The 15,065-nt window shown below is 64.0% G+C and carries 10 protein-coding genes, 2 pseudogenes and 1 other annotated feature (1 of these 13 running past the window's edge); of the genes and pseudogenes, 2 read left to right on the top strand and 10 right to left on the bottom strand.

The features are described 5' to 3' along the window. Nucleotides 1-101, bottom strand: a sequence feature (AL1L pseudoknot); it reaches 18 nt to the left of the window's first position. Continuing rightward, nucleotides 15-382 (bottom strand): annotated as a pseudogene (locus tag ABC728_RS10030) (transposase); the annotation flags it as partial. Its footprint overlaps the feature before it by 87 nt. A gap of 207 nt (nucleotides 383-589) precedes the next feature. Here ABC728_RS10030 and ABC728_RS10035 point away from each other — a divergent pair. After that, nucleotides 590-787 carry a hypothetical protein gene (locus tag ABC728_RS10035; protein WP_416621982.1) on the top strand — a complete coding sequence of 66 codons (198 nt, stop codon included), beginning with the start codon at nucleotides 590-592 and terminating at the stop codon, nucleotides 785-787. A gap of 296 nt (nucleotides 788-1,083) precedes the next feature. On the opposite strand, the gene ABC728_RS10040 is transcribed toward ABC728_RS10035, so the two are convergent. The 3 genes and pseudogenes from ABC728_RS10040 to ABC728_RS10050 all read right to left on the bottom strand — a co-directional run. After that, complete coding sequence (locus ABC728_RS10040) at nucleotides 1,084-1,989, bottom strand: DUF2493 domain-containing protein (protein WP_416621981.1); 906 nt, start codon at nucleotides 1,987-1,989, stop codon at nucleotides 1,084-1,086. Between the two features lie 291 nt (nucleotides 1,990-2,280). Beyond that, on the bottom strand, nucleotides 2,281-4,335 hold the full coding sequence (locus ABC728_RS10045) for a strawberry notch C-terminal domain-containing protein (RefSeq protein WP_445376450.1): 2,055 nt from the start codon (nucleotides 4,333-4,335) through the stop codon (nucleotides 2,281-2,283). Between the two features lie 60 nt (nucleotides 4,336-4,395). Continuing rightward, nucleotides 4,396-4,596, bottom strand: a pseudogene (locus ABC728_RS10050) (strawberry notch-like NTP hydrolase domain-containing protein); the annotation flags it as partial. A gap of 371 nt (nucleotides 4,597-4,967) precedes the next feature. Here ABC728_RS10050 and ABC728_RS10055 point away from each other — a divergent pair. Next, complete coding sequence (locus ABC728_RS10055; RefSeq protein ID WP_416621980.1) at nucleotides 4,968-5,195, top strand: hypothetical protein; 228 nt, start codon at nucleotides 4,968-4,970, stop codon at nucleotides 5,193-5,195. A gap of 45 nt (nucleotides 5,196-5,240) precedes the next feature. On the opposite strand, the gene ABC728_RS10060 is transcribed toward ABC728_RS10055, so the two are convergent. The 6 genes from ABC728_RS10060 to ABC728_RS10085 all read right to left on the bottom strand — a co-directional run bounded on the left by ABC728_RS10060 (nucleotide 5,241) and on the right by ABC728_RS10085 (nucleotide 14,953). Further along, the gene (locus ABC728_RS10060) at nucleotides 5,241-6,722 is read right to left on the bottom strand and encodes a methyl-accepting chemotaxis protein (protein WP_416621979.1); all 1,482 of its coding nucleotides are present in this window, start codon (nucleotides 6,720-6,722) and stop codon (nucleotides 5,241-5,243) included. Nucleotides 6,723-7,473: 751 nt separating this feature from the next. Next, nucleotides 7,474-8,916, bottom strand: coding sequence for a carboxylesterase/lipase family protein (locus tag ABC728_RS10065; RefSeq protein WP_445376436.1), 1,443 nt, complete (start codon nucleotides 8,914-8,916; stop codon nucleotides 7,474-7,476). 207 nt (nucleotides 8,917-9,123) lie between these two features. Further along, the gene (locus tag ABC728_RS10070) at nucleotides 9,124-10,488 is read right to left on the bottom strand and encodes an MFS transporter (protein WP_416621977.1); all 1,365 of its coding nucleotides are present in this window, start codon (nucleotides 10,486-10,488) and stop codon (nucleotides 9,124-9,126) included. Nucleotides 10,489-10,577: 89 nt separating this feature from the next. Further along, entirely contained in the window at nucleotides 10,578-12,929 is a 2,352-nt protein-coding gene (locus tag ABC728_RS10075) for a TonB-dependent receptor (protein WP_416621976.1), read from the bottom strand. A gap of 123 nt (nucleotides 12,930-13,052) precedes the next feature. Next, a complete protein-coding gene (locus ABC728_RS10080; RefSeq protein WP_416621975.1) occupies nucleotides 13,053-14,030 on the bottom strand; it encodes a DODA-type extradiol aromatic ring-opening family dioxygenase in 978 nt (325 codons plus the stop codon). Between the two features lie 2 nt (nucleotides 14,031-14,032). After that, complete coding sequence (locus tag ABC728_RS10085; RefSeq protein ID WP_416621974.1) at nucleotides 14,033-14,953, bottom strand: DODA-type extradiol aromatic ring-opening family dioxygenase; 921 nt, start codon at nucleotides 14,951-14,953, stop codon at nucleotides 14,033-14,035. Nucleotides 14,954-15,065 lie beyond the last annotated feature (112 nt).

Here is a 15,065-nt window from a genome sequence, read left to right on the forward strand (position 1 = left end):
TCACCTCATAGGATCTCGACCCCGTATTCCTGGCGGTGGACATCAATGAAATCCAGCATCATTTCGGTCGGCGGTCGAGCTCCGCCATCGCGAAATAAGCCGAGGCCTTGCGCAGGATTTCATTCGCCTGGCGCAACTCCCGGATCTCCCGTTCCTGCGCCTTCAACTTCTCCAGCACATCCAGCGGAATACCAGCACGACTGCCGCTTTCCACCTCGGCCCTCTTGACCCACTCATTAAGTGTGTGGGCCGAACAGCCAATCTTGGACGCCACGGATGAAACCGCCGCCCATCGCGACGGATGATCCTTCTCGTGATCCAAAACCAGCCGAACAGCCCGCTCGCGGACCTCAGCTGAAAATTTGTTCGTTGTCTTGCTCATCGTAGCCCCATCCTCTCAGGAGTTGGAGCCGCCGACAATCCCGGCGCGGTTCACAACTAGCAGCCTATGCACAGGGGTTGCGAAGGATCAATGTTTACCGGCTGGCACTCCGCGCTCGGATGTTCAGCCTTCTGACGGCAGCGGTAGTCTTTGCGACCCTCTTAGTGGGTGCTATTATCTTCCTGGAACGTGAGGAAAGGACCCGAGATGAGCAACTCAACGGAGTATCGTGTGAAGCTCTCAAAAAGTCAGATGCAACGACTGACGGGCCTGGCCGGCAAGGTCGAGATCCGGACGGAACGTCGTCAGGGGCCTGTGGTCCAAAGGAAGGAGCCGGTGCCGCCGGCGCCGCTGACGCTGGAAACCGGTCCGTGGGGAGCCAAGATGTACCAGGGCAAACGCTGACGCTGCAGCCGACGGCTCCACCATCTGCGGCCCATGACCACCCTGACCCCTGAGAACCGTCGATGACCCAGTCTCCCCCTCCGCCTCCTCCGCCGCCCCCGCCTCGTCCTGAACCGGTGCCACCGCCGCCGACCAGTGTTAAGAAAGCAATCTAAGCACTCCCGCCAAAGCGAGGCGGAACGCGGCACGCGTGCCGCGGCAGGGTGGGGTTTGGGAAGGGGCGGCCCACGCCCCTCCCATCGGCCGTTTGCGGCCGCCCGCCGACCACCGACGATGGCCGCAGGAATAAGGGGGCTTCACGCCCCCACCTCCGTACGCAGGTCCCAGACACTGATGCCACGGCGACGGCAGCCGTCGAACAGGTTGCCGATCACACCACCGCCGTTGAAGAGCAGCACGCCCTGGGGCATTTCGGTCAGGAGCAGATCGTTCCGCTTGAAGGGTGCAGCACCCTTGTGACGATTCCAGTCCGGCTTGAAGGGAATGCGGGTCACGCCGCGGTTGGCCGCCCACCGATCGGCGATCAGTTCGGCGCCCTTCGCCCCGCCATGGAGCAGGACCATGTCCGGATAGCGCTTGCGGATCAGGTCCAGCCGGTTGAACAACGCATCGACATCCTGGTACTCCGGCCCTCCGATCACAGCGATCTTGGTGCCAGTGGGAACCATCGTCTGTGTCTGGGCCGTGCGCCTCGCGGCGATGAACTCCTTGCTGTCCAGATAGGCAGCGGTCATGTGCCTGTTGTTGACCTGGCTCCCGGTGCGGGGGCGCCAGACGCTGCCCGTGTGAACCTCGAAGAGCTCGGCCGCCTCGTCACGCATGGCCTCCATCCAGTTGCGGCGCTCGATCATGGTCCGACCGATGGCGATCAGCTTCTCCAATTCGGTGGCGGCCACCTCCGACCCGTCCTGGCGCTCCTGGGCGGCACGCTGGTCGAGTTCGTTCCGGTCCAACTGGCTCTCCAGCCGCGCGGCGTAGCGGTGGAACAGGTTCACGACGCCCGACACAAGCTCCTCGATGTCCGGCTCCATGCGCGTGCCCTGGAGCGTGGCCACCACGGCGTCGACCATGTCGTGGACAGCACCAAGGGAGCGGTCATCGTCGGGCATCGGCCGGGTGTCGATCTCGTCATCGCCGGGGCGCAGCCCGAAAAGCTCAGCGTCTTCGCAGAAACGGGCGGTGGCGGTATGGGTATCGGGCATTTTGGCGTCTCCGTCTACAGCCGCTCCGCGCGGCCTTCGTGGCGACGGGCAACGCCTCCCCTGTCCGGCTGCGCACCGCCTCTGGCGGCCGAAGCGACAGCGAAGGACCTTGTTGCCGGGGCTATTTTGCTTCGCGATGCAAAGGCGGATTTGTCGAACGTTCGACAAAGCCGCCGGCGGAAAATAGCCCCGGCAACAAGGTTGCGCGGAAGGTAGGGAGAGGCGTCCGTTCGCCCTCCAGAAGGCGAGCGGAACGGCCTCCGGATGAGACCGCTCCCCTGCCCTGCCCAACTATGCTGCCGCCTTCTCGTCGATGACCCGTGCCACGGGATGCCGGCGCACGACTGCCGACAGCACCTCCGGCCTATCGATCGGGATGAAGAACCGCAGCCGATGCGAGATGATCTCCGACACGCAGCCGGCGGCCTTCAGCCACTCGCGGTCGGTGTCGGACCATCCCGAGATCTCGACGCGACGTTCGTGCATCACCTTCACGCGTCGCACCAGCAGGCCCTGGGCCAATTCAAGCGCGAGGCGACCAACGCGGATATCGTCCCAATGGCTGGAAGGTTCGACGGCCTCCACCGGACTGTCGCTAAAGGTGCGCCAACCAGGGGGCACCTGTCGGCCGAGCAGACGTTCGCCATCGTCGGTGGTGAGGCGATAGACCGCCGTGGTCCATCCAGGCAGCTCGCGCCATATCGGCAGGAGCAGGCCGACAACCATGTACCGACACTGTTCGACATACAGCGGAAGTTCAGCGCATTCCGCGACCCAAGCGGCCCGGAACTCGGGCACTTCCACCTCGCGCCAATAGGTCTCCGCGAGCTGGGCGGCCGCCATATGCTCGGTCTCTGCTGGCCGGATAAAGCGGAGCCGGGGCGAAAAGCTCCCGTCCTTGGCCATAAGCGTAGGCGCGTCGACCACCAGAGCCGCCCGCCCGGTGCGGTCATTGATCATCGGACGACCGCCATCCCGCACCAGACGGTGCAGGACTGCCTCCGCGCTGACGATCTCCGCACGGCGACGCTCCCGGACCTGCACCAGTTCGGTACGGGCACCGGTGGCGGCATGCACCGCAATCGTCTCCCGGCGCTGCACGACGAAGCTGTCAGCGCGCAGGACTTCCACGCCGGCATCATAAGTCCCTGCCGCCATGGCCGCCTCAACGCGCGCCTCGATCCCAGCCTGGAATACTGCGAAGATGTCGTTCTGCATGGCGATGGGCAGCGCCAGCAGCCGATTGAGAAAGGTGGTGATCGGTGGAAGCTCGTCCTTCATGCCCGTCTTCGTCGTCAATTTGAGACCGGTCATCGTCTCGAACGCCTCGATGCTGACGCCGGCGACGTCACCGTTAACGAGCTGACGGTAGAGCTGGCGCAAGGCGTCCCGGCCATAATGGGTCTCCAAATCGTCCTCTGGACGGAATAGCCCCTGGCCACCAGTCTGGCGCTGGCCTTTCGTGAGAGCGCCCAAGGCATTGAGACGGCGAGCGATCGTACTCAGGAACCGCTTCTGGGCGGCCACATTGGTCGCCAAGGGTCGGACGATGGGCGGCATGGCCTGATTGGTCCGATGCGTCCGTCCCAGGCCCTGCACGGCCACGTCGGCCCGCCAGCCAGGCTCGAACGGATAATGGACGCGCTGGTCCTGGTTGGCGCAGGCGAGATCGGCGTGGTAAGACCGGCCGGTGCCGCCCGCTTCGGAGAACATTAACGCCCGCTTGCGGCCAGCCATGAAGGCATCGGCATCCTCCAGGTTGGCGAGCCCAGAACGGCTCTCAACCCGGAGCTTGTGCCCATACCGCACGATGCGGCGTTGACGGCCGGTGACCTCGGCCACCACGTCGGTGCCGAAATATTGGATGATCTGGTCCAGGGCGCCGATGACCGGGGGCAGGGCGGCGATGCGCTCCACCAGTCGCTCCCGCTGACGCAGCGCCTCCTGGCAATGGACGATCCTGCCGTCCTGCATCACCGGTTCGGAGACGATGGCGCCGGCCGCCGTCTTGACCTCGCGGTGGAGCTGCGTCGGGAAGGCGGCTTGCAGATAGGACAGCACATACTCCCGAGGCGTCACGTCAACCTGAAGATCATGCCAATCCTCAGGCGATATCTCGGACAGCCGTCGTTCCATCAAGGCTTCGCCAGTGCTGACGAACTGGATGACGGGTGCGCGCCCGTTGGCAAAATCGTCCTCCATCGCCTTGATCAGGGTCGGGACGGCCATGCCGCCGATCAGGGCCGCGAAGAACCGCATCTTCGTGCTTTCGAAGGCACTGCGCGCTGCCGCCAATGCAGCACGGTTGCGGGTTGTGCCGTCACGATCGACAACGCCGGCCGACATGAGCGCCCGCTCCAGGTTCTGGTGGATGACGACGAAAGCATCCGCATAAGCGTCGTAGATGCGGATCTGCTCGGGCGTCAGGTCATGAACCATCGGCTCCACCTCAACGCCCTCAAAGCTCAAGCTTCGGGCGCAATAGAGGCCCAGGGCCTTGAGGTCGCGTGCCAGCACTTCCATCGCCGCGACACCGCCGTCCTCGATCGCCGAAATGAAGGCAGACCGAGTGGGGAAGGGCGCATCTTCGCCGCCCCACAAGCCAAGGCGCTGCGTATAGGGGTGCCGACACGAAAGTGATTTTTACGTACCGTTCCGCCGAACATAGGAAGAACAGGCGGGCCGATCTGGCGCAAATCATGTGTTTTCCGCCACTCGCCGTCGTGATCCGTTCAACCGCGCAGAAGCCTCGGAATCGTGCGCGGAAAGCCCTGTCGGATTGATCGGCTGTATGGAAACCGCGACAGAGAGGTTTTCCGTACAGCCTTCGCGCCCCAACCGGACTTTCTGATCCGATGATACCGAGGCCCTATATCGGGCACTCACTTTCATTTTGCTATTGGATGTTGGCCTCCTGCACTCTTCGGGGCACGCGACGTTGTTCGATGATGCGAAGAACATATAGAAAGGATTACAAGATGACGCAGCAGCCTATTTCGGAAACCGAGGCTGATGAGGCGTGGGCACAAGGCTACAAGGAAGGTTACAAAGCCGCTGGCATTGGAAACCAAAATCCGCCGATCCCGTCTCGTCCTGGTCCATACCCTACAGGCGTTAACCCGCGGGACTATTACTATGAAGAAGGTAAAAAACAAGGCCTCCGGAAGGGGCTTCACACCAAAGCCGGCATCACGACGCCGGAGTGATCCGACGTAGGTCCAGGCGCTCGTGAGAACGGACAGGCGTTCGCTTCACGTTCTCACGAGCGGTACATAAAACTCACTTTCGTGTCGGCACCCCATGTTGGTCTGGACCGACACGGTGCTGATGGCATCCACGATCTTGTCGATGCGGCGGGCCACCTCGCCCAGACGGTTGATCTGATCGCGGCTTCTGGACCCGGCCTCCACTGAGGTCACCACACCCGTGACCAGGGATTCGACGGCGGCGCGATTGTTCTGCAGGGCGGTCTGCAGCGCCTGGCCCTTGTCGCGGGCCTGGCTGGCGCGTTCTTGCGACAGAAGCGCGCTCCTTTCGATCTGTGTGATGGCGGAGACGGATTGCTGGGTGGCGGTGGAAGCGGACTGTGCCCCCCGGCCGATCTGTTCCAGCGCCGTCATGATCTGGGTCGCCGCCCGGTTGATCTCCTCCACGGCGGATGACAGTTCCTCGGCGGCGGAGGCGACCTCCTCGCTCGACTTGGCGATATCGGTGGAATTCTTGAGGTCTTCGGACAGTTCGGACAGTTCGGTGGCGGCCTGCTCGGACTGGCCCAGGGCGACGGATTGCTGTTCGACGGTCTTCAACGCTTCCTGGCAGGCGGCGGACTGCTCCTCGGCCGCGGCAGCGATGGTTTCGGACCCTTTCTGGGCTTCCGTCGCGGCCCGGTCGGCCTCAACGGCGGCCAGGGTGATCTCGTCGGTGCCGCGCTTGATCTCGACCATGTCAAGGCGGATACGCTCCAACTGGGCCGTGATCGACTTGCCATTCTCCGCCTCCGTCCGGGCGGTCTGCGAAGCATTGTTGATGCCGTCGGCGATGTTCTTCACATCGCCCTGGATCTGGCCGATCATCTCCTGGATGTCGCGTGCGCTCTTCTCGGAGGTTTCGGCCAGGGTGCGCACCTCGTCGGCAACGACCGCGAAACCCTTGCCATGCTGGCCGGCGCGGGCCGCCTCGATGGCGGCGTTCAGTGCCAGCAGGTTGGTCTGGTCGGCGATGCGGGCCACGGCCTTGACGATATCGCCGATATTGGCGGCCTGGCGTTCCAGCTCCGCGACCATGACGACGGACGCCGCCTGGCGCTCGGCGGCAGTGCCGATGGCTGTCACCGAGCTGGTGATCTGGAATGTCACGGCGGTGATCAGGGCCTGCAGCGCGTCCGACTTCCGGCTGGCCATTTCCGCATTCTCACGCGATGCCAGAAGCTGGGTCCCGATCCCGGTTACCGCGCGACGCGATTCTTCCGCGGCCCCCGCCGCTTCCTGCGCACCGGACGCGATCTGTTCCACAGCCTTGCGCAACAGGTCGGCGGCCGAGGTCGCCTCGGTGATGCCGCTGGCAAGCTGGGTCGTGGCGGCGGCAATATGCTCTGCCGCCTTCTGCGATTTCGCATGGGTACGGGCGCGACGGCGCTGATCATCCGAGGTCGCAGGCCGGTCGCGTACAACGCGCGGCGCCACGTTAGCGGTATCGGTGGAATGCGAGAGGGAGGATTTCTTGACCAAGGCCATGAAGCTTTTCCTTATCGGAATTTTCCGGGTGCTTCACCGAAATTCGAGCATGAGGTGCCCCTGATATATCTGTGGTTGTAGGTCATTGATTATATATCAAAAAGCATATATATCCGGCCGAATAGCTTTAAAACCACCCAAATGAAATAGTTTTTCCGCGTATTTTAGCGAAATTTCTGTTCCCCGCCGGTTTGGTGCCACCGGCGCGTTCATTTGATAAAAGTTTCCTCAAATGGAAACATCCTGGCGAACGGATACCTGCCGGCATTCATCGGTCATGTGGACGACTGATGGCATCTCCCTTGCGAAACGGCGACGGCACCGCCTGTCGCCATATGTCTCCGGCCTGACCGGGCACGGTGATGTCCCGACGCAAGCGCGCCCAAATCCGCCGCCGGCCTGGTCAGTATTTGCCATAACGATCCTTACCGCGCATTTGGTTTTAGTTGAATGTGCAATATTCTCACAACCAGGAGGGTCGGGCCCCTGATCAGCACCGCCAGCCAAAGGCTGGTCGCAAAACCCATCATCCGGTTGCAGAGCGCCGTCAGCAGGAAGGTGACGGTCCGGGCCCGGCGGATATTGGCGTGATCGGCCAGGAAGCCGTCGGTCAGCTTGCCGATGGCATGGGTTTAGAACAGGGCGGCGCCGATATGGCCCCGTTCCGCCGGCGTGAAGATGCCGGCATCGATCAGCGGCTTCTTCAGACCCTGGCCGCCACCAGCAGCGTCAGGATGCGCGCCCATGCCGATCAATCAGAACTGTGGGCGGCCATGAAATCGAGATGCGGCGCCCGCCAGTCTTTCCCCGTCGTAACAGGCAGGTCCAGCCGGAGATACAGGCCGTCCCCCTCGGTATATCCGGGCCATGTTGCCTGCCCGGACCCGTTCGGATTTCCTTTTTCCGCGAAGGAGAGCCAGTAGCGGGCCATCATGTCAGCCATCACGGCATCCCCCGGCCTCACATGCGGCAGCGTATCCATCAGCACGCCGATCTCTTCGGCATGTGTCGGCGGCTGGTTCCTGTCCCCCTGGCGGTAGGTATAGACATAGCGGTAGAGATCGGCGCCGCCGCGGGCAAAGGCACGGGCCAGACCGTCGATCGGAAGGTTGAAACCCCGATCGGCGAAGATGGCGGCAAACATGGCCGGCACATCCCCGTCCCCGGAAACCGGATAATGCGCCAGTGCCGCCCCGGTGGCAGGACCGAAGATGGAGCGCACGAAGCCCTTGTAGTCTTCGACCGTCCGGACCCCCATCCGCGGCGCAAAGAACCTTCCCTCATCCTCGTTGGTGCCGATGATGGCCGGCACGGCATCGAAATTTCCGGCCGACAGGGGCTCTTGCGTGGTGAGAAACCAGCCATCCATGATGGGACGCAGCGGCCGGGCCAGCCACAGGCTGGGTCGCACGGGCGGCAGGGAGGTGATTTTCGCCAGCAACTGCTCGGCCGGGATGGCGCGCATCGCCTCCACCGTGGCGCCCAGGGCGGCGCCGTGCCGTTCCGCCTCCTCCAGCTGCAAAAGCGTACTGAAGGAACCCGGCGACATCAGGATGGCCCGGTCATAGGGCCGCTTCACGAGCGGAGAGGCGAGCAGCAGCAGGCCGCAGGTCGCGCCGGCAAACTCCCCGAAAAAGGTGATCCGGCCACTGTCGCCATTGAAGGCCGCGATATTCTCCCGCACCCAGCGCAGGGCGGCGGCCTGGTCCATCAGCCCGTAATTGCCGGAGGCCCCATGGGGCGATTCAGCGCTGAGGGCCGCATGGGCGAAGAAGCCGAGGATGTTGAGACGGATGTTGAAGGAGACGACCACCGCCCCCTTCGCCGCCAGTCTGGCCGGGTCCTCCTCCACAAACGCGCCGCCGCCGGTGGTGAAGGCCCCGCCGCAGGACCAGACCATCACCGGCCATCCCCCGGCCCGCCATTGCCGGGGCGCCCAGATGTTCAGATAGAGACAATCCTCCGAGCGTGCCGGCGCGCGGGAGACACGCAGGCCGGCGGGCTGGATCGGGTCGGGCCCGAACCTGTCAGCCTCGCGGATGCCGGCCCAGGCGGCAGGCGGTTCCGGCGGACGCCAGCGCAGGCGGCCGACAGGGGCGGCGGCATAGGGGATGCCGAAGAACCCCCGGACCTCCGGATGGACGGCGTGACCGCGAACCCGGCCCTGCCCTGTGGTGACGACGGACATTTCCATAAGAGGGTCCTGTGGCGGGATGGCGAGGGTGCTTCATACCCGGTCCCGGTGATCGCAACCGATCACCGGCCTCAATCACCAATGCCCACATCCGTGGGCTTGGCACCAGTGCCCACATCCGTGGGCTTGGCGACGCCGCATGTGCGGCGCGACGGCGGTCGCCGCCGGACCGGATCCCGGTTGAGTTGCGCTCACCGGGATCCGGTACTAGGGCTGGATTGCCGATTTCGACCTTCTGGCCAGAAGCGCGATCAGCAGCAGGGCCGTGGCGCTGATCATGCCGGGGATGGAGGCGGCCACAAAAATCTGCCCCGCGCCCCAACCCAGACCGACCAGCATGCCCGCAAGGACAGGCGCGGCAGTGGCACCGATACGCCCGATGCCAAGCGCCCAGCCAAATCCGGTCGCCCTGATGTCATTGGGATAGGATTCGACCACGATCAGGATGAACCCCGCCTGATAGGCGCAGATACCGACAGCGATGAAGAACACGGCCACCGAGGTCAGGACGCCATCATGAAGGATGAAGGGCAGGGTCAGGATGGCCACCAGATACAGCGCCATTTCCGCAAACATCAGCTTGTGGATATTGACCTTCGTGGCCAGCCAGCCCTGAAGTGCCGTACCCAGCGCGCCACCCAGCCCGAACATGGCAGCCGCATCCATGCCGGCGGCGGTGGCCAGTCCGGATTTCTGCAGCAGGGCCGGCGTCCAGCTCAAAACGAAGTAGAGGATGCCCTGGTTCATGATATAGGCCAGCCAGATCAGCAGCGTGAATTTCCAGAACCCGCCCGCGAAAAGCCGGGCGACGGGCTGCTTCTTCTCCGCCGTGCCGTCGGCATCCTCGACCATCACGGCACCGGCGCGCAGGTCGGGCAGCAGGGCGCGGGCCGCCTTCAGCGCCCGCTGCTGGTTGTTCTTGATGCGGGCCAGAAAATAGACCGATTCCGGCAATATCCAGGCGGCCAGCAGCGTCAGGAAAAGGGTCAGCCCCCCGCCGACATAAAGCAGCATCGGCCAGCCATGCGCAGGCACCACGAACCGCCCGATCACCCCGGCCAGAAAGGACCCCAGCGGCATGAAGGCGATCAGGCTGGAGGTGATGGGCCGGGAGAAGCGCTTGGGCGAAAATTCCGAGACAAGGGCGAAGATGCTGGGCAGGGCGGCCCCCAGCCCCACGCCCGCGATGAACCGGATGACCAGCAGTTCATGCAGGTTGGTTGCGAGGGGCGTGGCGATGGTGGCCAGACCGGCCACCGCCATGGCCGCCACGGTGATGGTCTTGCGTCCCAGCAGCCGGTCGGCCAGGGGGCTGATGAGCAACGCTCCGGCAATGCCCCCCAGCAGACCGAAGGAAAAGACCACGCCGAAATTGGATATGGACAGGCCCAGGTCCCGCGTCATTTCGTTGGCGATCACACCCAGCATCTGGGTGTCCATGCCATCGAACAGCACCAGCAGGCCCAGCGTGACGATCACGGCCACCTGTCTGGCACGGATCGGGCCGTCACGAACCTCTGCGGTGAAATTGACGACCGGTGGCATCGCACCACCTGTGTTGGAAGTGGGCATCGAAAGAATGTCCTCGGGTTATGTCCGGGTACAGGGTGCGCGCTCCGGCGGCCCGGGGCCAGTGCCACCGGAACACCGGAGCGCCGGTATCAGAATTTGGTCGAAACCTGGACCGCGACCGACCGTGCCCGGTCCGTGGCGGCCGTCACCGCATTCGACGCCGTCATCACGGAGCGATAGCCGGCCGTGACCTTGTCGGTCACGTTCTTGCCGATGACCGCCACTTCCCAACGGTCGTCCACCGCACCGATGGTGGCCCGCAGATCCAGCTTGGCATTGCCCGGCTGGTAGAAAAGCGGGTCGATGCTGGCCTGCTGGTAATAGCCGGAGGTGAAATACAGCCAGGCCCCCAACTGGCCCCTGACATCGGACGTCACATCGAAACCATAGCTGGCATTGACACCGCCGCTCCATTCCGGAGCGAACGCCTTGGTCTTGCCCGCCAGGTCCTGGGTGCATCCCGTCGGCCGGGCCAGCAATTGCAACTGCGTGCAGGGTGCGTTGGGATATTCCAGATATTCGGCGTCCAGGTAGCCGACATTGGCCGACACGCTGAGACCCGACGGCATATGGACACCGATTTCCAGATCGACACCGCGCACCCGTGCCCGGCCCACATTGGCGATGACCGACACGGGCACGCCAGCGGCATTGGCGATGCTGGTGGATTCCTGCAGGCCGTTATAGCGGCTGTTGAAGGCCGCGACATTGGTCGTCATCCGGCGGCCGAACCAGGCCGCCTTGACGCCACCCTCATAGGATTTGACGGTTTCCGGCCCGAAGAAATCCTTGGAATTGCCGATGGCCCAGCCCCCGGCCTTGAAGCCGGTCGTGTAGGAGGCATAGACCATCGCATCCGGCGTCAGATCATATTGCAGGTTGACCGACGGCATGAACTTGTCGTCGGTGCGCTTGGTGATCGCGTAATCCCCGGCGGGAAAACCAACGCTGCCGGTAAAGGCGGCAAAGGCCGCCGCCGATACTTCATCGCCAGGCCCGAACCGCCCGAAATTGTCACCGACACCCACCTGTGTCTCGCGGTGGTTCTTCTTCTCCACCGAACTGTAGCGCGCACCCAGGTTGATGCGGAAATCCTCGGCCACATTCAGGGTCCCGGCCGCGAAGACGGAACGGTTGGACTGGTCCTGATCGCCCGACGCCCGCTGGGCCAGCGGCGTGTTGGGTGCCACCGCACCGCCCAGCCGGGACCAGAAGGGCGCGAAATAGAAGCCGTAGGACAGCGAGCCTTCCAGGTTCGATTTATCGTAATAGACGCCCAGCATATATTCCAGGAACCCGCCCTTGTCGGATTCAAGCCGGAATTCCTGGCTGAACGAATGGAACTTCTCCAATTGGGTGATGGGCAGCCCGCTTGATCGGGTGATCCCCGTCAACCCGGCCACGGGCAGCAGGGGGCTGTCCGTGAAGCGATGGATATCATGCTCGTAATAGCCGGTGGTGGAGGTCAGCGTATGGCTGCCGACCGTCCAGGCGATATTCAGCGCGCTGCTCACCGATTCCAGCTTGAAGAAGGAATCCCCCGTGCTGGTGCGATAATCCAGCCGGTTGTCGGCATTCCCGGCGGAGATGACGGAAAGGCAGCCGACACCGGGGCTTCCATAGCCGGGTGCCGGCGGGCAGTTCAGGATTTCCTGGAATTCCGCATGCTTGTCATCGAAATCGGCATAGTCGATGCGCCAGTTGATATCCAGGTCGTCGGCCTCAAAGCGCAGGGACAGGCGGGCCTGGGTATCATCATTGTTCGGGCCGTCCTTATCCATCCGGACATTGCGGACATAGCCATCCATGCCCGACTTGCGCAGGGCGATGCGCCCCGACAGCCTGTCGGTCAGCGGCTGGCCCACGGCGGCCTGCACATCATATTCCCCGTCGGAAAAACCATACAGGGCCGATGCCTGGCCATTGGGCGTCTGCGAGGGCTTGCGTGTCACGGCGCTGAGCGCGCCGGCAATGGCATTGCTGCCGAAATATGTCGATTGCGGGCCCTTCAGCACCTCCATCCGCTCCAGATCGAGGAAGCCGACGCGCGTCGTCTGCGACCGGCTGAGATAGACACCGTCGACGAAGGTGGCCACCGACTGTTCGAACCCCATGTTGAAGCCGGAGCCGATGCCACGGATATTCAGGGAGTCCGAGGCGCCGGCCCTGTTCACCTTCACGCCGCTGATCCGGTTGCCAAGATCGGTCACCGTGGTGATCTGGGCGTCGCGCATGATGTCGCCCGTCACCACGGAAACGGAGATCGGCACATCCTGAAGGTTCTGCACACGCTTCTGGGCGGTGACGACAACCTCTTCCAGAATGAAATCACTGTCCCTGGCGCCCTGGTCACCGGATTGGGCCATGGCCGGAAGGCCGGCCGCAGCCAGACCGGAGACCAGCAAGCAGGCAGCGCTGCCCAAAAGCTTGGTACGCAACATATTTCCCCTCCCACGTTGGTCGGCATTCTTATCATTGGCCGACTTCACTTTTCTGTTCGTGATACTGCTACGACCCACATAATCTATGCAAGAGTAAATTATGCTAGCATAGCATTTTGCTGCTCAGCGGTCCGCTTCCCACAAGACCCAGCCCGCCCCGACGGTGGCGATATGGGCCGGGAAATAGTCCACGACCTGGCAGCGCGCCTGCGGCTGGGCCGCGTCCATGGCGCCGGCGGCGACAAGCCAGGTGCGCAACTCGCCCGTGCCGGAATCGGTGGCGGCGGAGCGGAAGGAGAACAGGCTGCCCAGCCGGTCGAAGTCGCGCGCCTTCATGCAGTCCAGCACCCATTCGTCCAGCCTCTGATCGACCCAGCCCGACAGGGGGCCTTCCGGATCGTGGGACATGCCGCCGCTGCCATAGATGGCGATGGGTTCGTCCAGGTCGGCGCAGATCCGCCCGATGGCCCGGCCCAGTTCGATGCAGCGCGCACCCGACAGGGCCGCCGATGTCCGTTCCGTCGTCTTGATGATGATGGGAATGATCGGGATTTCCCGCCTGGCCATCAACAGGGGCGTGGGCCGGGTCAGTGCGTGCGGCGCCTTCAGTTCCGGCCGGCCCTGCGGGTTCTGGCTGCGGCTGATGGAGATGTCGAAATCCTGGCGGACCAGTTCGGTCAGGAAATGTTCCGCCAGCTCGGTATGGACCTTCAGGCGGACGCCGAACCGGTCGGGATGTTCCCAGAACCTGGGCAAGGGCTCGCTGTCGAAATCTCCGTAATTGTGGAACCCGACAATGTCGTCCTTGCCGGCATGAACCATGATGTTCGGGTTGTTGGCGGCAGAGAACCATTCATACTGGTCGCCGCCCACCACGATCAGGGCCTTGGGGGCATGCCGGTCGATGGCCGTGGCCAACCGGTCGAAGGCCCGGCGGCGGCGGTCGATCCATCCCGTCACACAGGCCTCGTCCTGCGACAGCACATCGGCGGGCTGCGGGGTTCCCGAGCTGATCAGCCGGAACCAGCGCATCCAGCCTTCATAGGTGTCCTGGAAAATGATCGGCGAGTGGGACGACGCCATCCCCGTGACAAGCGGCATGATCAGTTCTCCCAGGTGACGAAGGCGACACCGGCCGCCGCATGGTGGATGGGCATGTAATCATGGACACGGGCATGACAGCCCGCCTGATCCAGGGCGGCGGCGGCGGCCGTCCAGAGGCGAACCTCGGTCGTGCCGGCCAGCAGGTTGCGTGACGGCACATCCCACACCCGGACAAGATCGGCTGACCGGCCACGCGCCAGGCGGGTCAGCACCCATTTGTCGAAGACATCATCGACCCAGCCGGCCATGTCGCCCTGCGGATCACCGGAAAGCCCGCCGCTGACCAGCAGGCCCAGACGCTTGTCGGTCAAGGCCGCGGCCCGCGCCAGCGCCTGACCCAGCCGGTGGATGCGGGCCCCGGTCATGACGGGTGCCACATGGCAGTTGATGCTGACCGGGATGATCGGCAGGTCACCGGCCAGCCGCGCGGCCGCCTCCACCAGCGCCGGTGTGGCCCCCTGGCCGGAACGGCCCACGGGCTTGAAGGCGCGGCGCGCCTCCGCGATGTCGAAACCGTCCCGCACCAGTTCTTCCGCCAGGATATCGCCGACCGTCTCGTCGCACGCGAAGGTCAGGGGCTGTGATGGTTCCCCCAGCGCCGTGATGGCCGGATCGCCCCAGACCTCTCCCCCCGCCTGCACATGGATCTGGGGAACATGGGAACTGTCGAACTGGCTGCCGCGATCGGCGGTGACCAGGATCAGCGCGTCCAGCCCGGCCCCGGCGATGGCCTGACGCAGGGCGGCGAAGCCTTGCGAAATCCGGGTCTCGTACCCGTCCAGCACCGCGGCATCCTCGCTACCGGCACGTTTGGGCTGGATCGCATCCTTCCGCAGGAACCGGAAGACCGCCTCCCACTGCGCGCGCGGGCGGTAAAGAAGCGGCGAATAGCCGACGCCAGCCCCCATGATGATCGGCATCTCATCTCCCCTGCATCTTGCGTGATTTTGAAGGGGTCCGGCTGCTGGCGGACCCGCGGTCCCCACCCGGCCTTGCATTCGATCGACCGGGCTTGACAATAAATATTCTGCT

The organism is Niveispirillum fermenti, from assembly GCF_052474395.1.